The organism is Roseinatronobacter sp. S2, assembly GCF_029581395.1.
GTDB lineage: Bacteria > Pseudomonadota > Alphaproteobacteria > Rhodobacterales > Rhodobacteraceae > Roseinatronobacter.
The window spans coordinates 494643-514498 of record NZ_CP121113.1 but is presented as its reverse complement, the minus strand read 5'-3'; the positions used below and the strand labels follow the sequence as shown (position 1 = coordinate 514498).

The 19856-nt window shown below is 58.9% G+C and carries 17 protein-coding genes, 1 tRNA gene and 1 pseudogene; 4 read left to right on the top strand and 15 right to left on the bottom strand.

All coding sequences use genetic code 11. From position 1 onward, the window contains the following. Nucleotides 1-13: 13 nt before the first annotated feature. The 4 genes from rpsD to P8S53_RS02350 form a co-directional block, all read right to left on the bottom strand. Nucleotides 14-634 carry a 30S ribosomal protein S4 gene (gene rpsD, locus P8S53_RS02365; protein WP_277805569.1) on the bottom strand — a complete coding sequence of 207 codons (621 nt, stop codon included), beginning with the start codon at nucleotides 632-634 and terminating at the stop codon, nucleotides 14-16. Between the two features lie 191 nt (nucleotides 635-825). Next, complete coding sequence (locus P8S53_RS02360) at nucleotides 826-1878, bottom strand: Hint domain-containing protein (RefSeq protein ID WP_277805568.1); 1053 nt, start codon at nucleotides 1876-1878, stop codon at nucleotides 826-828. 115 nt (nucleotides 1879-1993) lie between these two features. Continuing rightward, nucleotides 1994-2623 (bottom strand): response regulator transcription factor, encoded by a 630-nt coding sequence (locus tag P8S53_RS02355; RefSeq protein WP_277805567.1) that lies wholly within the window; start codon nucleotides 2621-2623, stop codon nucleotides 1994-1996. Between the two features lie 30 nt (nucleotides 2624-2653). Then, complete coding sequence (locus P8S53_RS02350) at nucleotides 2654-5506, bottom strand: PAS domain-containing protein (protein ID WP_277805566.1); 2853 nt, start codon at nucleotides 5504-5506, stop codon at nucleotides 2654-2656. Nucleotides 5507-5626: 120 nt separating this feature from the next. On the opposite strand from P8S53_RS02350, the gene map reads away from it, so the two are divergent. Continuing rightward, nucleotides 5627-6499, top strand: a complete 873-nt coding sequence (map, locus tag P8S53_RS02345) for a type I methionyl aminopeptidase (protein WP_277805565.1) — start codon at nucleotides 5627-5629, stop codon at nucleotides 6497-6499. Here map and P8S53_RS02340 read toward each other — a convergent pair. The 6 genes from P8S53_RS02340 to P8S53_RS02315 all read right to left on the bottom strand — a co-directional run bounded on the left by P8S53_RS02340 (nucleotide 6456) and on the right by P8S53_RS02315 (nucleotide 11078). After that, complete coding sequence (locus P8S53_RS02340) at nucleotides 6456-7313, bottom strand: YihY/virulence factor BrkB family protein (RefSeq protein WP_277805564.1); 858 nt, start codon at nucleotides 7311-7313, stop codon at nucleotides 6456-6458. The two genes, map and P8S53_RS02340, sit on opposite strands and share 44 nt — an antisense overlap. 38 nt (nucleotides 7314-7351) lie before the next feature. Further along, complete coding sequence (locus P8S53_RS02335) at nucleotides 7352-7663, bottom strand: H-NS histone family protein (protein ID WP_277805563.1); 312 nt, start codon at nucleotides 7661-7663, stop codon at nucleotides 7352-7354. 68 nt (nucleotides 7664-7731) lie between these two features. Then, nucleotides 7732-8661, bottom strand: a complete 930-nt coding sequence (locus tag P8S53_RS02330; RefSeq protein ID WP_277805562.1) for an ornithine cyclodeaminase family protein — start codon at nucleotides 8659-8661, stop codon at nucleotides 7732-7734. A gap of 18 nt (nucleotides 8662-8679) precedes the next feature. Continuing rightward, nucleotides 8680-9291, bottom strand: a complete 612-nt coding sequence (locus P8S53_RS02325) for an HAD family phosphatase (RefSeq protein ID WP_277805561.1) — start codon at nucleotides 9289-9291, stop codon at nucleotides 8680-8682. Continuing rightward, complete coding sequence (gene fghA, locus P8S53_RS02320) at nucleotides 9288-10118, bottom strand: S-formylglutathione hydrolase (RefSeq protein ID WP_277805560.1); 831 nt, start codon at nucleotides 10116-10118, stop codon at nucleotides 9288-9290. The genes P8S53_RS02325 and fghA overlap by 4 nt, the downstream gene beginning before the upstream one ends. A gap of 30 nt (nucleotides 10119-10148) precedes the next feature. Then, nucleotides 10149-11078 carry an AEC family transporter gene (locus P8S53_RS02315; protein ID WP_277805559.1) on the bottom strand — a complete coding sequence of 310 codons (930 nt, stop codon included), beginning with the start codon at nucleotides 11076-11078 and terminating at the stop codon, nucleotides 10149-10151. Nucleotides 11079-11181: 103 nt separating this feature from the next. On the opposite strand from P8S53_RS02315, the gene P8S53_RS02310 reads away from it, so the two are divergent. Together P8S53_RS02310 and P8S53_RS02305 are read left to right on the top strand one after the other, a co-directional pair. Further along, a complete protein-coding gene (locus P8S53_RS02310; RefSeq protein WP_277805558.1) occupies nucleotides 11182-11799 on the top strand; it encodes a TetR/AcrR family transcriptional regulator in 618 nt (205 codons plus the stop codon). Between the two features lie 69 nt (nucleotides 11800-11868). Further along, nucleotides 11869-14190, top strand: a complete 2322-nt coding sequence (locus P8S53_RS02305; RefSeq protein ID WP_277805557.1) for a Tex family protein — start codon at nucleotides 11869-11871, stop codon at nucleotides 14188-14190. A 368-nt stretch (nucleotides 14191-14558) separates the two neighbouring features. Here the strand turns inward: P8S53_RS02305 and P8S53_RS02300 are convergent, their stop codons facing one another. From P8S53_RS02300 to dapF, 3 genes are all read right to left on the bottom strand, one after another. Beyond that, entirely contained in the window at nucleotides 14559-15023 is a 465-nt protein-coding gene (locus P8S53_RS02300) for a RidA family protein (protein WP_277805556.1), read from the bottom strand. A gap of 87 nt (nucleotides 15024-15110) precedes the next feature. Then, the gene (mtaB, locus tag P8S53_RS02295; RefSeq protein ID WP_277805555.1) at nucleotides 15111-16364 is read right to left on the bottom strand and encodes a tRNA (N(6)-L-threonylcarbamoyladenosine(37)-C(2))-methylthiotransferase MtaB; all 1254 of its coding nucleotides are present in this window, start codon (nucleotides 16362-16364) and stop codon (nucleotides 15111-15113) included. Continuing rightward, on the bottom strand, nucleotides 16361-17194 hold the full coding sequence (gene dapF, locus P8S53_RS02290) for a diaminopimelate epimerase (RefSeq protein WP_306417859.1): 834 nt from the start codon (nucleotides 17192-17194) through the stop codon (nucleotides 16361-16363). The genes mtaB and dapF overlap by 4 nt, the downstream gene beginning before the upstream one ends. 129 nt (nucleotides 17195-17323) lie before the next feature. Between dapF and P8S53_RS02285 the strand changes: the two genes are divergently transcribed. Next, a tRNA-Lys gene (locus P8S53_RS02285) sits at nucleotides 17324-17399 on the top strand. Between the two features lie 297 nt (nucleotides 17400-17696). Here the strand turns inward: P8S53_RS02285 and P8S53_RS02280 are convergent. Continuing rightward, a complete protein-coding gene (locus tag P8S53_RS02280; RefSeq protein ID WP_277805553.1) occupies nucleotides 17697-18005 on the bottom strand; it encodes a hypothetical protein in 309 nt (102 codons plus the stop codon). Nucleotides 18006-18296: 291 nt separating this feature from the next. Next, nucleotides 18297-19468: pseudogene (locus P8S53_RS02275) on the bottom strand (IS5 family transposase). Nucleotides 19469-19856 lie beyond the last annotated feature (388 nt).

Genomic DNA, 19856 nt, shown 5'->3' with positions numbered 1-19856 from the left:
TGTCGCGAAGAAATCAGTTCTTCGCGTAGAATTCGACCACAAGGTTCGGTTCCATCTGGACCGGATACGGCACATCACCCAAGGACGGGGTGCGCACGAAAGTGGCAGTCATTTTGGAATGGTCGACTTCCAGATAATCGGGGACATCGCGTTCGGCCAGTGCAACGGCTTCCAGAACGATGGCAAGCTGCTTGGATTTGTCGCGGATGGCGATCACGTCGCCTTCGCGGATCCGGTAGCTGGGAATGTTCACCCGCTGGCCGTTCACGGTGACATGACCATGATTGACGAACTGGCGTGCCGCAAACACGGTCGGGACGAATTTCGCGCGGTAGATCACGGCGTCCAGACGACGTTCCAGCAGGCCGATCAGGTTTTCACCGGTATCGCCCTTGATGCGTTCTGCTTCGGCATAGATGCGGCGGAACTGCTTTTCGGTCAGATCGCCATAATAGCCTTTGAGCTTTTGCTTGGCGCGCAGCTGGGTGCCGAAATCGGACAATTTGGTTTTGCGGCGCTGGCCGTGCTGGCCGGGGCCATAGTCGCGGCGATTGACAGGGCTTTTGGGGCGGCCCCAGATGTTTTCGCCCATGCGGCGGTCGATTTTATACTTGGCAGACGTGCGTTTGGTCACGGCTGATCTCCTTCCAGATTCGGCCCTGACGGGCCTGTGAAGGGCGTTGTCCTTTCCCTGAGCGGGAGACAGGCTGTCCCTTGCGGGAGCCACCAACACCAATGAGCACCCGCAAGCCGGTCACTTGGGGATGCGCGCTTATACAGGCGCATGGGCGGGTGTCAACTGCCATTGGTGGCGCGCAGCTGCCCTTATGCGGCAAGCAGCGCAGTTTCCGCCGTGCCCAGATAGCGGCGCGCGGTTTCACCATAACTTACCGCGCCCTCATAGTCCAAACCGGCGAAAACGGCCCGCAGGCTGGCGCGGTGCGGGCGCAACAGATCGGGCGTGGCGAAGGCGGGGTGGAAGCTTTCGGTCGGCACGTTGTTGGCGAAGATGATCTGATGATGTTCCAGCAAGAGATGCATATAGGTTGCGCCGTGCAGCGCCATGTCCTGTGTCACCCCGTCATGATCCAGCAGATCACGGGCGCGCACCAACACTTCGTCCAGATTGAACAGCGCGCGCGCGCGCGCGCCGCGCATCACCAGCCGATGCCCGGGCGAGACGCGCAATTCTTCGTCAGGCTGCGCAGTGCCCAACACACCGCCACGCAACCGGATCGGGCGCAGATGCGGATAGCGGCGCATCGCCATGCCGCACACACGGCTGGTTCCTGTCCAGATAACCGGCTGCGGGCCGTCATCCTGGGTCAAAACAAGATCGCCTGCCTGTAACTGGTGGATGGGGCGCGGCCCTGTCGGGGTGGCAATCAGCGTGTCATCCGCAAAGCAAATGACATCTTGCGGCTGTGATTGCGCGGTGTCGTCGGCTGCATGCCTTTCAAGTTCAATGGTGTTTTCGACCACATACAAGACCTGCCCCTTTGGCGGCATGCCATCGGCAAACACGACAACCCAACGCCCCGCCACCTGAACAATACGCGCGCAGAACAAAGAGACGCCGTCGGTCAGCATGAATCCCATCGCAGGGGCGGTGGGCGGGGGCGCCGCGTCTTCGAACCGGGGAAAATTGCCACCAAGCCGGGCAGCCACAGGGCGCGCGCGGGCGTGGATATCCAGCCCGCCCTGCGCAAGGCCAAGGCGCAAGACATCTGCACGCCCGTCAAGGCAATGCACATCCCCACTCCAGCGCCATGATGAGCCTGCACGCAACCATTGCGGGTTCAGTCCGGGAATGCCGTCGGTTTCTGTTGAATTCCAGTCGAGCGCAAAAACCCCGACCAACGATGCTGCGCGTTTCATGTCTGCCCCTGCCATTGCTGCTTTGATGCAGCTTATGTTCAGAAACTAGCAGCAAATCGCGTTCAAAACCAGATGGATAATCTGTAAAGCTATCAGTTTGAACACAAACGGGGTGTCAGTATATGCCCCAGGATCTGGCGATCATGACCGCCTGTGTCCGGTTGCTGGCACCAAGGCGCCGGTAGAGTGTCTTGACATGCAGTTTGATGGTTGGTTCGCGCAATCCCAGATCACGGGCAATTTCCTTGTTGGTCTTGCCGTCACACAGCGCCTTGAGCACGTCGAGTTCACGCGCGGTCAAGGCTGTGGCAGAGGGGCCGTCAGGTGCCGGTGAAGCGTCAGCCTGATCAGATGAAAACAAGAAATCCACCGGAACATATTTTTCGCCTAGCGCCATGAACCGGATGGCATGCAGCAGCGATTGTGCGGGCATTGATTTTGGCAAGAACCCGCGCGCACCCATACTAACGGCACGTTGGGCCACATCGCGCGCCGCATGTCCTGAAAGGATGACAACAGGTGGCGCGGAATTGTTTTCCATGAAGCGGCGCAACCCGTCCAGCTTGTCCATTCCGGGCATATCATAGTCGAGTAATGCAAGGTCGAAACCCGGTTGCGCCGATACCGCAGAAATCGCGTCCTGCATATCGTTTGCCGCTACGATTTCCATGTCTTTTTCTTGCTCCAGAAAATTCTGCAGCATGTCAAGAATCAATGCATGGTCGTCGGCAATCAGTAGACGCATAAGATGAAGTCCCAAGGCGCGCGGACACCACTACGTCCGATCCGTGCGCGTAAGAACTGCAATTAATTCAGCACCTGATATGGATTTCGATATTAATGCAGTGATCAATTTGTTATCGAAGTCATTCGCAAATTGCAATGGCAACGACGTGCCGGTAACGTATATTTGCAGCTTGCGGTTGATCGCCATGAGTTCCCGCGCCAGTTCCAGTCCGGTGATGGGTGTCAGGTTCTGATCTGCCAGAACAGTATCCCAAGCCTGCGGATCTTCGCGCAGGGCATCCAGCGCATCACGGGGGTCTGTGCAACTTGCCACTTCGGCACCGGCGAGTGACAGAATTCCGGCCATACTTTGCAACACGCCGTCATCTGCATCGACAAGCAGCACATTTCGCCCAACCAGCGGCTGTGCGACACGTTCCACCGGTTCACGCGTATTGGTCTTGTCGGGCACCAAGGCAGGCAGGTAAAGCCGCATGATGGTTCCCCCTTGCGCGGCGTCGACAACTTGCAGTCCCCAGTTTCGGGACGTGACAATATGTGCAACAATTGCCAGCCCTAGGCCTGTTCCCCCGGCGCCTTTGGTCGTGAAATACGGCTTGAATATTTCAGATCGGACCTCGGGCGTCATGCCGGTCCCAGTGTCTGATATGTCGATAACGACATAGCGTTTTCCCGCAGATACCTTGCCGATGTCGACAACAGGCGCAAAGCAAAGACTGTCTTTTGCGGCCATGCGCAAGGTAATCTGCCCACTTTGCGTCCCATTTTGCCGGATTGCATCACCGGCATTCATCATCAGGTTGATAACGACCTGCATCATTTCAGTCGCATCCACCTGTGTTGCGGCGGCCTTGTCATCAAAGTCCAGCACCACAGAGATTTCCTTGCCCAATCCGGGCCGGACCAGTTCAACTGACTGGCGCAAGACATCCTGAAGGTCGGCAGTGCTGGCGGCGGATTTCATTCGGCCCAGCCGCATCAGGTTTCCGACAAGCGCCTGCCCTTGTCGACCTGCTGCGTGTATGCGCGCCAGACTGGGCAGCATGTCGGGGCCAGCCTTGGGTTTCAGTATATCGACCGAGCCCAAGATCGCGGCCAGAATGTTGGCGAAATCATGCGCCAGCCCCCCCGCCAGTTGCGACATAAGTTGTCGGCTTTGCGCAATCTGAAGCTGTTCGCGCAATCGCTGTCGGTCGGCCTCGGCCAGACGTCGCGCGGTAACGTTGCGCACCAGCACAAAGATACTGCCATCGTCCTGAACGGATAAGGACAGATCATACCATGCATCGCCCCCGTCAGGATCCGGCAACATGACCTCTCCTGACCAATATCCTTCGCTCATCAGTTCGGAAAAAATAGCTGTCAGTTTCGTGATATGCTCTGGCGCGACAAGTTCATGCCAGGTCAAGCCCGATACATCTACCTCTCTCGCGACGCCCAGAACCGCACGGAATGCGCAGTTCAGATAGGAAAACCGTCCATCAGGGGTAAGGATCGCGATTCCTTCGCGGGTGATCTCCATTGCCTGGATCTTGTCACGCAGGGCGCGCGCCTCGGCCAGTTTATGCGACGTGATATCCACGCCCACTACAAGGTAGCCCTGGATATAGCCATCAGGGCTGCGCAACGGCTGGACGTTCAGGTCCAGCCAGTAGGAAATGCCGCGACGGCTGCGCGCCTGTAATTCCGCATTTATACTTTGGCCATTATCCAGCGCGTGACAGACAGTTTGGGCAAGGTCCGGGGCTGCGTCACGCAGATGCAGAATGTCACTGGGACGCAGCCCCTGCGCTGTTTTCAAGGTATAGCCCGTTCGGGCAACGCTGGCCGGGTTCATCCATGTCACATGCCTGTTCTTGTCGGTCAGCATGATAATGTTCGTGGACAGTTCCGCGACGCGGCCAAGTTGCCGTATCTGTTTGTCCTGCATGTAGCTTTCGGTGACGTCACGCACAATGAACAGATAGCCATGCGTTATGTGGGGGTCATCATGGTGGCGTCTGGTTGCCGTCAGCGTAAAGCGTTTGTCACCGGATGGAAATGGCAGGGTATAGGCGAAGCTTGGCGACCAGCCAAAAAGATCAACCTGTTTCATGGCCTTGCGCACGATTGCGGCAACATCCGGCGGCAACACCATATCGGGGGATCGGCCAATCACCTCGTCGGGGTTCAACGCAAAAACCAGCGGATCGCCTTGGTTGAAGGACACAATCGTGCCGTTGCTGTCGGTTTCAACAAGCAATTCCGGCAACGAGAAAACCATCGCCTCGATGCGCGCGCGTTCAAGCCGCAATTCGGATTGCGTGCGCTGAAGTGCGCTGGTTTGTTCTGCCAAATTCAGAACCATCCCGACAGATGCCGCAAATCCTTGCATCAAGCTGCATTCAAGGTCTGTAAACAGCTTGTGGTCGCGCACAAAATCCAGCCCGACAAAGCCGATCATATCGCCATCGCACCAAAGCGAAGACGCGAGTAGCGACTTGATCTCATGATCTTCAAGCAACTCGTGGAATGCGCTGCCGACTGGAATCATGCGGATATCCAGCATGAATGCCTGTTTGGACGCGCGAAAGGCCTGCCAGAACGGATCACCCATTTCATAGGGCAGGTCTTGCAGTTCTGCCTTTAGTGGCCGGATGCCATCAGCACACCATTCATGCGTATTGTCGACAGAAACAGACCCTTTGATTCGAAATATATAGGCCCTGTCGGCCTCCATCGCCTGACCGATCTTCCGCAACGCGGTCATGATTGTGTCCTGCTGGTGTTCTGCTGTACATCTGTGCAGCAGGCTCTGCGCATCGCTGAAAGCGCGGGCAATTCTGGCGTCGCGATCTGTTTCACCCAAGGCCTGACCCTGGGCATCGCCGTCTTCTAGCATAGAATTGCCTCTTAATATTTAAACGAATCATCCCGTCAGAAATTGCATGACATTGCCTGAGTATCGCATTCCGGCTATTGAGGCAAAACTGAAGCAGATCAAGTCCCGACGGAGGCATTCTTGGACGAGTTACACAAAGGCCACGTTACGAAAGATGGCATTCGCATTCATGAACCGGCAGATTTTGCCGGAATGAACAAAGCCGGACAGCTTGCCGCCAAAATACTGGACGATATTGCACAGCATATCTTTCCCGGACAAACCACCGGCGCGATTGATGCAATGATCACCGAAATGGTAAATTCTGCGGGCGCTACATCTGCGACAATCGGCTATCGGGGCTATCAGCACGCCAGTTGCATTTCGGTCAACCATGTTGTCTGCCACGGCATTCCCGGCGCACCCATCCCCATGAGCAAGGATGAAACCATTTCCAAAGACCCCGAAAAGCGCCGCGGCGATGATGTTCTGAAGGATGGCGACATTCTGAACATTGATGTCACGGTTGTTGTGGACGGGTGGTTCGGGGACACTTCGCGCATGTATGCGGCGGGCAAACTGCCACGGCGGGCCGAACGGCTGATCCAGGTTACATATGATGCGCTGATGCTTGGCATAGAAGCAGTGCGGCCGGGCAATACCTTTGGCGATATCGGGCATGCCATCCAGTCCTATGTCGAAAGCCAGCGCATGGCCGTGGTGCGCGATTTCTGCGGGCACGGGTTGGGGCGGGTGTTTCATTCCCCGCCCAATGTCCTGCATTACGGGCGCGCGGGAAGTGGCCCCAAGCTGCAAGAAGGCATGTTCTTTACCATTGAACCCATGGTCAATCTGGGGCGCGCGGAAACAGTGGTTCTGGCCGATGACTGGACCGCAATCACGCGCGACAAGATGCTGTCTGCACAGTTCGAGCATTCGATCGGTGTGACGGAAAGCGGGTTTGAAATATTTACCCTGTCGCCTGCGGGTCGTTTTCATCCGACATGGGGCTAGGCGCAAGGGGCGGCGCGGCCTGGCGCCCCTTGTCGATCATGGCGTTCAGCACGCCACCCAGCAACACCACATAGGCCGACAGGTAGAACCACATCAACAACGCGACCACCGCCCCAAGTGATCCGTATACTTCGTTGTAGCGGCCAAAATTGGACAGGAAGTAGGAAAACCCGACTGACACCAGAATCCAAAGGATCATCGCAAGCGCAAGTCCGGGTTTGATGCTGGCATAGCTGCCACGATTGCGCACCGGACCAATGCGGTAAAACACCCATAACCACAACGCCACCAGTCCGAACGTGACCGACCAGCGCGACACTTCGACCAGCAGCGCATTCAGTCCGGCCAAAGGGAAGATGGCCAGCACCACCGGCAGCACCAGCAGTGCAAGCAGGGCCACAATCCCCGCAAGCACCATCCCCAGCGTGATAACAGCCACCGCCAGCAAGTGCCTTGGGCCGGTGCGCCGCCGACTGCCATAAATGGCATTCATTCCCCGCAGCATTGCATCCACACCCTGACGCGCCAGAAACAATGCAATCAATGTGGACAACAGACCAGCCCAGCCCAATGTACCATCATTGGACCACACCAGACGCATGATCTGGTTTTCCAGCAAGGTAAAAGCCGCAGGCGGCACCAGATCCTGTATCAGCGATAGCTGATGTTGCAGGGCAAGCGGATCTGAAAAAATACCAAACAGGGAAATAAAGGCCGCAATAGCGGGAAACACCGCCAACAAGGTAAAAAATGCGACCCCTGCCGATATAAGCCCGATATTCCGGTCGGACATTATCGTATAAAAATCAACCAAGAACCTGTATGTCTTGTGCGCCGTTTGAAGCACAACAATCAGATAGCCAGATCATCAAGGCTTTTTCCGGCATCCAACGCGGCCACAACCCAGCGCGGTTTACGCCCACGGCCAGACCAGGTTTCCGAAGGATTCGCAGGGTTGGCATATTTCGGTTCAACCGGCTTGCGTGGTTTTACCGATGTTTCGTCCAACAACTGCGCCAGCGTAAAGCCACGTTCCTTTGCAACAACTTCCAGCTCGGCAATTGCTGCCTTACGCTCACGGTCCTGGAAGCTGTCGATAGCCTTGCTGACATCTTTCTGCAATTTTTTCAGGTCGGCCAATGAAAGTGTGTTCAGGTCAATCATGATACCCTCATATATTTGTTCTAACTGTGTCCTGCACCAAAACAAAACCCTTGGCAAGTCGCTTCAAATTAACGATCTGGTGTGTGCGTCTGCCATTTGGACAATATATACTGACTTGTCATCAGGTCCAGATGCGCACCACCGCCATTTTTGCAAATCGTGATTGCATCTGCGGATGGCCTTTTAAATTCACCTTTGGAAATATCATAATAATCCGCAAGAATATCATCACGCTTAATTGCTCCGCGCGACAGCGGGTCTTTCAATTCCCCGATATGGTCCAGCGTGGTATCGCGGCTGTCGACAAACAGGGCTGCGCGCTGCAAGGCGATGTCATCCACCTCGCGCATATCAGGACGATAGGCCCCGATCAGGTCCAGATGCTGGCCCGGTTTCAACCACTCGCCACGAATAACCGGCGTTGTGCTCATGGTGGCGGTGCAGATTATGTCAGCCTGTGCGACCGCTTGTTCCAGATCCTGCGCGGCCACGGCATCTGGCAGATCCGCCGCCAATTCTGCCGCAGTGTTGAAACGGCGACTCCAGATTGTGAAATTCGCGTCTGGAAAAATCGCGCGATAGGCGGAATGCATGCTGCGCGCGACAGCGCCGGACCCCACAAGGGTAATGTTACGGCTTTCGGGGCGCGCCAGATAGTGCGCCGCCAGCAAACTGTCGCCTGCGGTCTTCCACTTTGTGACCAGATGAAAATCAACCACCGCCTGCAATGTGCCGTCTGTATCGGAATAAAGCGACACACCGCCATTTACCGAAGGCAGCCCTTGCGACGGATTTTCGGGAAAGATTGACGCGGTTTTCACCAAGGCCCCCATCCCGTCAATCCATGCCGCGCGCGACAACAGCGTATCACCACGCCGGTACAGAAAACTGTCGCTGATTTCCGCTTTTGGCAGCCGATGCGCCTGTTCAAACGCGGCTGTCAGCTCTCGCCAGTTCAGATGCGGTTCAATATCCGCAGAAATGATGGGAAATGTCATTCTGCCCCTCTTTATATATCAGTTTGGCAACCCAAGCTGCGCAAGCGTGTCTTTCAGCCCATCGGCGGACTGGAACACATGCCCCGCCCAACCGCGCGACAAAGCGGCTTCAATATTGTCTGCACGATCGTCAATAAAGAACAGGTTTTCCGGCGCGACACCGGTTTCATCTTCCACTATCTGATATATGCGCGCTTCGGGTTTCATTACACCCAGGCGGCCGGAAATAAAGGCGCGATCAAATTCATGCAGAAATTCATATTTTTCCTGCGCCATTGTGAATGTATCATCGCCGAAATTCGACAAGGCATAAACCGGAACCGATTGCGCGCGCAGATTGCGCAGTATCTGCACAGATGGGGCGATAACCGGCGTGATCATGTCAATCCAGCGGTCATGCCAGATCATGATCTCGCGCTTCCAGTCGGGGTGGTCGTCAATCATGCCCAAAACGGTTGCATGAAACGGCGCGCCACGGTCGATGCGGGCGTTCATACCGTCCAGATCAACCTGTGAGAACAGCGCCTTGCGCCGGTCCTGCCCGATAAGCCCATCATAGAACTGTTCAGGGTTCCAGCCGATCAGGACATTGCCGATGTCAAACACCACAGCGTGAATATCGCGCGTCATTGTGCAAGCGCCTTCGCGTGAAAGGCGACATGTTCGCCCATGAAACTGGAAACAAAGAAATAGCTGTGATCATACCCCGCCTGCATGCGGAACGTGCCGGACTGGCGGCGCGCGGCCATGGCATGGGCCAGCGCTTCGGGGCGCAGCAGGTCCAGAAACTGATCGGACGCGCCCTGATCTATCAGCACCTCGCCCCGAAACCCGTGCTCCATCATCAGCAGGCTGGAATCATGTGCGGCCCATGCGCTTTCATCCGGCCCCAGATAGGCCGCGAACTGCTTGCGCCCCCAGTCGCTGGCGGTCGGGTTGGCAATGGGCGCGAAGGCCGACACGGACGCAAAGCGCCCCGGCAGATGCATGGCCATGCTCAGCGCGCCATGCCCGCCCATCGAATGGCCGGTGATGGCCTGACGGTCTTCTTCCAGCGCGAAATTGCCCATCAGGACACGCGGCAATTCATCCGTGATGTAATCCCACATGCGGTAGTGTCTGGCCCACGGGTCTTGTGTGGCATTGACATAAAAGCCCGCGCCCTGCCCCAGATCAAAGGCATCATCATCGGCCACGCCCTCCCCGCGCGGGGACGTGTCGGGAAACACCAGCGCCAGACCATGCGCTGCGGCATGGGCCTGCGCGCCCGCCTTGTTCATCGCGTTTTCATGCGTGCAGGTCAGGCCCGACAGATACCACAGCACCGGCACCGGATGCAGCCGCGCTTCGGCAGGCAGGAACAACCCGAAGGTCATGTCACACCCCAATGCCCCCGATGCGTGCCGATATACACCCTGCACGCCCCCGAAACAGGCGTTTTCAGAAACCGTTTCCATAGCATTCTCCGTTCATTTTCCGGCACTGTGTCAGAAGCCGGTGACCCATGCAATCACGACAGGCACGGTGGCAATGCTGATCAGTGTGGACACCAGAATCGTGGCTGAAACCCGCGCTGGACCTGCCTGATAATGCTGCGCCAGAATAAAGACATTGCCTGCAACCGGCAGGGCAGCCGCCGCAATCAGGACGCCTGCAACATAGGGGTCCACTGAAAACAGGCCCAGCGCGGCCACGGCCACGGCAGCGGGATGCAAGAACAGTTTGGCAAAGGACAGCCAGGACACAATCTGCAACCGCTCCAGCTTCTTGTCCGCAAGCGACGCCCCGATCGCAAACAGCGCGCAAGGTGTCGCCGCAGCCCCCAGAAGTGTCAGGAAGTCATTGACCGGCATGGGCACCTGCCACCCTGTTGCCGACCATGTCAGCCCCAGCGCCATGGCCACAACCATCGGGTTGCGCAACACCGCCCCGAACAGTCGCGCAGGCAGGCGCCAGTCCACACCGCCGCCCCGCGCGAAGGTAATCAGCACTGTAAACAGCGATGAAAACACGATCAGGTCGATGGTCAGCACCAGCAACACGGTCTTGACCGATGCCTCGCCCAGCAGGACCACCAGCATCGGCACGCCCAAAAAGCCGGTATTGCCAATAATGGCGCAATGGGCCTCAATGGTGGCGGTGTCAAGTTTCGCGCGCCGCGCGAACGCGACCAGCATGACCACCCCATACACCACCGCACAGGCCAGCAGATACGCACCCGCTGCCTGCATATCCAGCAAGTCGGCAAAACTAAGATTGGCGGCAAACCCGAACAGCATGGCCGACAGCGCAAAGTAAAAGACGAACTTGGTCAGATAGGCCGTGGCCTGCGCCGGAAAGAACCCGGACCGCCCCGCACCAAAGCCCACACCGATCAGGGCAAAGAATGGCAGTGTTTTCAGAAATATTTCGACCATCTTGACCCGGAATTAACATGTGAAACGTCGCATTCGCATATTGTGCGCTTTCCTTGCCGATTTCCAGCCACTATCCTACAGCTTACAGGGGGACATCAGCACAGTGACAACACACAAGATCAGGCAAGGCCGCAAAATCGGGCAGGTTCTGGAAGGTGCGCGGCAGGTTTTCATCGAAATGGGCTATGAACGCGCAAATGTCGATGAAATTGCGCGGGTTGCGGGCGTATCAAAGGCCACGCTTTACAGCTATTTCCCTGACAAACGACAGCTTTTCACCGAAGTCTATCAGACTGAAATTCTGAACCTTGCCGATGAGGCGCTTGACCTGCTGACCCCAGATGCCCCGCCCCGACAGGCATTGCATGCCACGGCACTGCGCCTGATCGGCTATCTGATGTCGGATTTCGGCATTGCCATGTTCCGCATCTGCGTGTCCGAAGCGCCGCGCTTTCCCGAAATCGGGCGGGCGTTTTATGAAAACGGGCCGGAACTGGGGCGCGCGCGACTCGGGGCCTATTTCCGGCAGGCAGTGGCGCGCGGCACGCTGGCCATTGATGATATCGACCTTGCCGCCGACCAGTTCTTTCAGTTGTGCCAGACAACCCTTTGCGACCGCATGCTGTGCGGCGTGCAGGCAGACGTGAATGATGCAGAAATTGCGCGCGTCGCCGACGGGGCGGTCGATATGTTTCTGGCCCGCTATGCCGCGCCCCCCTGACAGGGCTTGCCGTGGTGTTTGCCCGCAGGTATCGAGGGCTTCCCCAGACCAAATTTGTTCAGGAGTGTCATGACCGCCCCCCAGATCGCCGCCCGCATTGCAACAGATGTCAACGCCCGCCCGCAACAGGTGCAGGCCGCTATCGCGCTACTGGACGAAGGGGCCACAGTTCCCTTCATCGCACGCTATCGCAAGGAAGTGACCGGCGGGCTGGATGACACGCAACTGCGCCTGCTGGCAGAACGCCTGACCTATCTGCGCGAGCTGGAAGACCGGCGCACCACAATCGTCAAATCCATATCCGAGCAGGGCAAGCTGACCGATGATCTGGCGCGCGCGCTTGCAGGGGCCGACACCAAGGCCACGCTTGAAGACCTGTATCTGCCCTATAAACCCAAGCGCCGCACAAAAGCGATGATCGCGCGCGAAAACGGGCTGGAACCCCTGCTGGATGCCATCCTGACCGAACGGCGCGACCCACAGGCACTGGCGAGCGCCTATGTGTCTGACGCTGTCCCCGACACCAAGGCCGCGCTGACCGGCGCGCGCGACATTCTGGCCGAACGCCTGTCGGAAGATGCCGCATTGCTGGGCCGTTTGCGCGACCATATGCGCAGCAACGGCGCAATTACCGCCACTGTCGCGGATGGCAAGGAAGCCGAGGGCGCGAAGTTCAGCGATTATTTTGCGCATTCCGAAGCGTTGAAAACCTGCCCAAGCCACCGCGCCCTTGCCATGCTGCGCGGCCGCAACGAAGGATTCCTGCATCTTGACCTGACATTGCAAGACACCGCGCCCGTTGAACGCATGGTGCGCGCAACTGTGGGTATTGGCGGCAGTGGCGCGGCGGACGACTGGCTGGCCACCGCCTGCGACTGGACATGGCGCATCAAGCTGAAACTGTCGCTAAGCATTGACCTGATGGCCGAATTGCGCGAACGCGCCGAAGAAGAGGCCATTCGCGTTTTCGCGCGCAACCTGCACGACCTGTTACTGGCCGCCCCTGCGGGCAACCGTGTGACGCTGGGCATTGATCCGGGCATTCGCACCGGCTGCAAGGTTGCAGTGGTGGACGGGACAGGCAAATTGCTGGACACAGCAACAATCTATCCGTTCCAGCCCAAGAATGACCTGCGCGGCGCACAGGCCACGCTGGCTGCATTGATAGCCCGCCACAAGGTCGCCTTGATCGCCATCGGCAACGGCACGGCCAGCCGCGAAAGCGAACGCATGGTCACGGATTTGCTGGCGCAGCTTCCGGGCAGCGCGAAACCGGCCAAAGTGGTGGTGTCGGAAGCGGGCGCATCGGTCTATTCGGCATCTGCGCTGGCCTCGGCGGAATTTCCTGATCTGGATGTCAGTTTGCGCGGCGCTGTGTCCATTGCACGGCGCTTACAGGACCCGCTGGCCGAACTGGTCAAGATTGACCCCAAAAGCATTGGCGTGGGCCAGTATCAGCATGATGTGAACCAGTCCCGCCTTGCGCGGATGCTGGATGCCGTGGTCGAAGATGCAGTGAACGCAGTCGGTGTGGACCTGAACACCGCATCCCCGCCCCTGCTGGCGCGGGTGTCGGGGCTGGGGCAAACACTGGCCGAAGCCATTGTGGCGCACCGCGATGGAGCAGGCCCGTTCAAAACCCGCAAGGAATTGCTGAAGGTTGCGCGCCTTGGCCCGAAAGCCTTTGAACAGGCGGCGGGGTTCTTGCGCATCCGCGACGGGGCCGAACCGCTGGACGCTTCATCTGTCCACCCGGAAGCCTATGCACTGGCGCGGCGCATCGTCAAGGCAACCGGCAAGGACCTGACTGCACTGATGGCCGCACCGTCCGTTCTGCGGTCACTGGAACCGGCGGATTTTGTCGATGACAGTTTCGGCCTGCCCACCGTCCGCGACATTCTGAGCGAGCTGGAAAAACCCGGACGCGACCCGCGCCCTGAATTCAAGACCGCCAGTTTCGCCGACGGGATAGACACCATCACCGATCTGCGGCCCGGCATGTCACTGGAAGGCACGGTCACCAATGTCGCGGCCTTCGGGGCATTTGTCGATATTGGCGTGCATCAGGACGGGCTGGTGCATGTCAGCCAACTGGCCGACCGTTTTGTAAAAGACCCCCATGAGGTGGTGAAAACCGGCGATGTGGTGCGCGTGCGGGTGGTGGACATAGACGTGCCGCGCAAACGCATCGGCTTGACAATGCGCAAGGATGGCGCGTCGGATGCTGCGGCCGCTGCCCCTGCTACCTCACGCGATGCGCGCCGCGACAACACCAAACCCGCCGCGAAATCGCAAGGAAAGCCACAGGCTAAACCACAGCCCAAGGCAGACACCGCGCCCCAGATGGGCGGTCTTGGCGCGGCGCTACAGGCCGCGATGAAGAAACGCTAGAATTTGATCCGATCAGGTTGAAGCACCGTGATTGGGGGGCTGGCCTGAAGCGGTCATCCGCGCTTGGACATAGCCCGCGCCAGCGGTGGGCCGGGGTCTGCCGATCCGGCATTGGTGAAGTTCACTTTATGCGGGCTGCATACTCCCAAGATCATAAGCTTGGTTTGGCAGCAGAATAATCGGCAGGCCGCGGGACGGCCCACCGATGGCGTGGGCCACCTGCGGCCTTTGCTCCGCGCCTTGGGCGCTATACCGATGTCTGCAAAAGGCCGGAACTAGCCAGCCTTGTGGTTCCATCTGACAGATACTGCTGCACGGCTGTGGCGCGGCGGGCTTGCGCCCTGTGCGCCGCGCCAAAGCATGTCGCGTCAGGCGATTTCAAAAATGCCTTCAATCTCGACCGCGACGCCCATTGGCAGGGACGGTGCACCCACAGCGGCGCGGGCATGGCGGCCTGCATCACCGAACACGGCAACCATCAGGTCTGACGCGCCATTCACAACCTTGGGCTGGTCGGTGAAATCGGGCGTGCTGTTGACAAAACCCGTCAGCTTGACCACGCGCTTCAGGCGCGACAAATCCCCGCCACAGGCAACACGCAGCTGCGCAATCAGCGCCAGCGCGCAGGCTTTCGCGGCCTCAGCCCCTTGGGCCACGTCAAGATCCACGCCCAGCTTGCCGCGAATCAAACCATCCGCGCCTGAACTGATCTGGCCAGACACGAAAACCAGCGCCCCGCTTTGAACAAACGGCACATAATTGGCCGCAGGCGCAGGCGCGTCCGGAAGGGTCAGGCCAAGTTCGGACAGGCGGGTTTCAATAGCGTTGGTCATGGGTTTGGTCCTTGTAGGTTGGAAACTGGCAGCCAGCCTTAAACTGGCCGCGCCAAGCTACAGCGCCACCGCGCAGGCGCAAGGGGGTCAGGCAAGAAGGCGGGTATCGCTTTTGCCGGTGATCGCAACATCCACAATCGCACCAACGGGCTGCGCGGTTGTAAAATCCACCTCGGTGAATTGCTCTGTGCGGCCCATATGGGGGTTTTCCATCAACACACGGTGCCGCTTGCCCTGCTGGGCGGCCAGATGCGCAGCGCAGGCACGCGCCCCCGCATCGCGCAGGCGTGCGGCACGGTCACGAATGGTCTTGCCCCCCAGCTGCGGCATGCGGGCCGCTGGCGTGCCCTTGCGCGGGCTGAAGGGGAACACATGCAGGAAAGTCAGGCCGCATTCATCCACCAGCTTCAGGGAATTGGCAAACATCGCGTCGGTTTCCGTGGGAAAGCCCGCAATGATGTCCGCACCAAACACCATGTCAGGGCGCAGGCTGCGGGCATCTTCGCAAAAGCGGATCGCGTCATCGCGCAGATGGCGGCGCTTCATGCGCTTCAGAATCATATCATCGCCCGCCTGCAACGACAGGTGCAGATGCGGCATCAGCCGGGCCTCGGTCGCGATGGCTTCCATCAGCGCGGGGTCTGCCTCGATCGAGTCAATCGACGAAATGCGCAGGCGGGCCAGATCGGGCACCAGTTTCAGGATACGGCGCACCAGATCGCCCAGACGCGGGGTCGCTGGCAAATCCGCGCCCCAGCTTGTCAGGTCCACGCCCGTCAGAACCACCTCGTTATAACCCTGGCCGACCAGCCGCTTGATCTGCTCCACCACCACGCCCGCAGGCACAGACCGCGAATTGCCACGCCCGAACGGGATGATACAAAACGTGCAGCGATGGTCACAGCCGTTTTGCACCTGCACATAGGCGCGCGCGCGGGTGCCGAACCCGTCAATCAGATGGCCTGCGGTTTCGCGCACCGACATGATGTCATCAACCTGCACGCGTTCGGTCGTCCCTATCAGGTCGGGGGTCAGTTGCGCCCATGTGGCGGCCTGCATTTTTTCGGTGTTGCCGATAACGCGGGTCACTTCGGGCATTGCGGCAAATGTTTCGGGTTCGGTTTGCGCGGCACATCCGGTCACGATAATCGGCGCATCGGGGTGTTCACGACGCAGGCGGCGGATTTCCTGCCGCGCCTTGCGCACCGCTTCGGCGGTGACCGCGCAGGTATTGACCACCACGGCGCCTTGAACGCCAGCGGCTTCGGCAAGGGCCTTCATCGCCTCTGTCTCGTAAGCGTTCAGGCGACAGCCCAAGGTTGTGAAGACAGGCGCGCTCATGCAAGACCCGCAAGGAATTCAGCGGGCAGCGTGGCGTCAAACACATGCGCCACAGGGCCGGACAGCCACACGCCGTCGTCGCGCCAGTCAACCAGCAACTGCCCGCCATCGGCATCAATGCGCACCTGCCGTCCTGTCAGCCCGCGCCGGTGCGCGGCCACAGCGGTCGCGCAGGCACCCGACCCGCAGGCAAGCGTTATGCCTGTGCCACGTTCCCACACGCGCAGGCGCAGGTGGTCCAGTGCAGTCACGCTGGCAAATTCCACATTGGTGGATTGCGGGAACAGCGGGTGGTGTTCGGTCTTGCGACCCTGTTCGGCCACCGGCGCGCTGTCTGCGTCGGCCACGAAGAAAACGCAATGCGGGTTGCCCATGCCAACGGCTGCGGGGTCGCCTGCTATTGGCAAATGATCGGTTTCACAATCCTGCGCCAGCGGAATATCTTGCCAGTTCAGCAGCGGCGCGCCCATATTCACCCATATCTGCCCCTGCCGGTTTTCGGCAATCAGCACACCGCGCGCGGTGCGAATACGCAGCCGGTCCAGCCCGCGCGCCGCCATGACCATATGCGCGACACAGCGCGTTGCATTGCCGCACGCCCCTGCCCGCGATCCGTCGGCATTCCAGAAATCAAGGTCCAGATCGGCGGTGTCCGAGGGGCGCAATTCCGCAAGCTGGTCAAACCCCACCCCGCGATGACGGTCGCCAATAGCCGCAGCCAGCGCAGCCGTCATCACCCCGCCTGCACGGTGCAGCGAGTCGATAATGACAAAATCATTGCCAGCGCCATGCATTTTGACAAAGGCCAGGGGGGTATTCATGTCCATCATGGCCGCGATATAAGAGGCGTGCGGCACGCTGACCAGACATCATTTCAACATTGATCCCAATTACTGTGCAAAAAGCGCATTTCGTCCTTGACCCGGTGGCCGCGCTTTTCTAAGTAGCCCGACATGTGTGGGCCGGTAGCTCAGTTGGTAGAGCAGCTGACTTTTAATCAGCGGGTCACAGGTTCGAATCCTGTCCGGCTCACCATTATCTGAAAAAATTGTGTGATGAGCCTTGGCTTTTGGACTCTGGCGTCAAGGTTTTGTCCATTTTCGTCAGAGTTTTTGTCCTTTGAGCACTTTGGGGAGTGCTGGAGGGCGGAAGGTGATGGTTTCGAACTCCTCATGGCTTTCTCTTAAAGCTTGGTTCGGTAAGAATTTGGCCAGTGTGGATTGGATCGAAAACTCTACTCACGCAGAGAATCGTCGTGATGTGAGGAATCAGTTGCTGTTCCGCCTCTAAACAGCCCTTTTCGTTTACTTTAACGTGCCGTGACGGCTTAACTCATGTGTCACCTAGCCATACGGGTGGCACTGGCAACTCGGCTGGAAATGCATGCGCGCCCATCGCCACCCCGCAAAGTTCCTGACAGCGGGCTTCCAGCGCCGCGCGTGTCATGCCCAGTTCCGCCGCCAGTTCGTTCGCGCTGTTCTGATTGATCGACGCGGCATGCATCTCGGTCAGGCCCTGACAGACGCTGACTTTCTCGCTCTGTGTTGGCGCATCGCCACGGACAATTTCAGCAAACCGCTCTTCGCTGATCTCTCCGTAGCTGACCGAGCTCTGGGCGGCATAGGCCTGCAAGGTCGTCATTCGGGGGCGTTTGTGCGGCGGTGTGGCTTCTCCGCTTTCGGCGCGGTTCCAGCGTTCCCAATCGTGGAGATAAAACGCCTGTTCTCCTTCAACGGTAGGGCAAGCGCAGGGGGCGATAAATCTTGCAAACCGTTGCGCATCCGCTGGGTGCATGTCCGACAGCGCCACGTACCTAACAGGGCGCTGAAATAGTCCCTGAGCCGGAAGGCTGTCCCTTCATCAGGGCTGGGTCGGGGGATTGCGATGTCTGTCGGCGCGTTCGACATACGCGCCAGGTGCGGTTCTTCCGCGTCACACAGCCAGCAACCGGGGCAGTCTTGCGAGGTTGTTGGCGGCCATTGTCAGGATGAACCGCGACCGGACGCGATCGACGCCGCGATACATGGTCTGTGCCATGCCGCCGACGGTTTTCGCCCAGCCGAACGCCTCTTCAATTTTCTTTCGGTGCTTCTGGGACAGGGCGTAACCGGCATGTCGGGTGGTTCGGCCATCGATTGCTGAATATCTCGTTTTCTGGGCGATATGGGGCGTGACGCAGGCTTTGCGCAGGTCGGCAACGAACCCACCCGCGTCATACCCCTTGTCGGCCCCCAGCGTCATCTGCCGGGTCGATCCAGGGGAATGGCGATGAACCATGTCCAGGGCGGCCGTACGTTCGGCATGGCCGTCAGCCTGGGTCAGGTCGCCTTGCACGATCAGCCCACTCCGGTTCTCCATCAGCGCATGCCCGATGAAGCAAAGCATCGCCCCGGTGCCCCGGGGACTTCTTGTAAAGGCGCGCGTCCGGGTCGGTGGTCGAGGCGTGGGTGGCATTGGACCGTTTCTCGCCCTTGAAATCGACTTCGGCATTGCGGTGGGGTTTGGTGGTGCGGGGCATCGGGTCGGTCTCGGTTGGGTCTCGGAAGGCGCGGGCTCAAGCGTGGCATCTGGGCGAGTGGATCGCATGGCCCGTCATCGTCAGGCGGGGTGGTCTCTGCCTTCGGCTGGAAGCTCTTCATCGACGCCCAAGCCTTCACCAGCGTGCCATCGACCGAGAAGTGGTCGTCCGACAGAAGCGGCGCGACCTCGCGATGGGCCAGAATCGCCGCCATCACCTTGCGCGACATCTGCGTGCTCAGCAGCCGGTCGCGGTTCTTCGTGAAGACGGTCGGGACCCAGACGGGATCATCGATACCCAGCCCGACAAACCAGCGGAACATCAGGTTGTAATTCATCTGCTCCATCAACTGACGCTCGGATCGGACCGAGAACAGGAGTTGCAGCAGGCTGGCCCGGATCAGCCGTTCCGGCGGGATCGAAGGGCGGCCGAAATCGGTGTAAAGCGCCTCGAACTCGGCATCGAGACTGGCGAGCGCGTCATTCACCACCTGACGGATCTTGCGCAAAGGGTGCCGCACCGGAATGCGCTCCTCCAGATCAACATAGCTGAACAGCGACCCGCTCGTCCCGTCCGTCCCGCGCATCGTCACCCCCGCCGTTACAGTGCAAAGAGTGAATCATGTTCTCAAACCGCTGTCGAGACAGGACTATTTCAGCGGCCTGCTAAGTGATTTTCCGGGTGAGATGTGTAATCGCCGGATGCGAACGCCATACGATATCTCGTTGGAATCCTGACCTGTCTGGACTGTCGGTTTAGTCGTCATATTGGCGATCCCGGCTTTTGGCATCTGTGCAATCAAATGGTAACGGCCGAAGTCAATTCGGTCAAAGATCCATGTGGGAACGTTCCGCGTCCTACTCGCCTGTCGGGGCTTCGACAATCTGACGGTCCAACTCTATGCGGTGCTGGCGGGGTTAGTAAGATGAGCCAGTACGACGTATCCTCCATGCCTTTCTGCTGAATTTCCGTAG